This is a genomic window from Variovorax sp. AC103 (assembly GCF_979254005.1).
Window position 1 is genome coordinate 1 of record NZ_CEEDFC010000088.1, and the last position, 249, is coordinate 249.

General features: G+C 78.3%; 1 pseudogene. It reads right to left on the reverse strand.

What is annotated here, in order from left to right:
- Positions 1 to 249, reverse strand: a pseudogene (locus AC0IYU_RS34905) (amidohydrolase); the annotation flags it as partial.

Below are 249 nucleotides of genomic sequence, written 5' to 3' on the forward strand. Positions count from 1 at the left end.
GTGCGAGTCGCTGAGGCCGGGCACGCCGGTGCGCCCGCCCGCGTCGACCGTGCGGGTCGTGGGGCCGGCGAGCGTGCGCACCTGCGCGGCGTTGCCGCCGGCCACGATGTGCCCGTCGCGCACGGCCAGCGCCTGCGCGGTGCTGGCGGCGGCAGCGAGCGTGGCGATCTTCGCGTTGGTGACGATGCGGTCCGCCGGTTGCGCTTGCGCGGCGACGGTCAGCAGCAGGCTGGCGGCGAGGGCCACCGC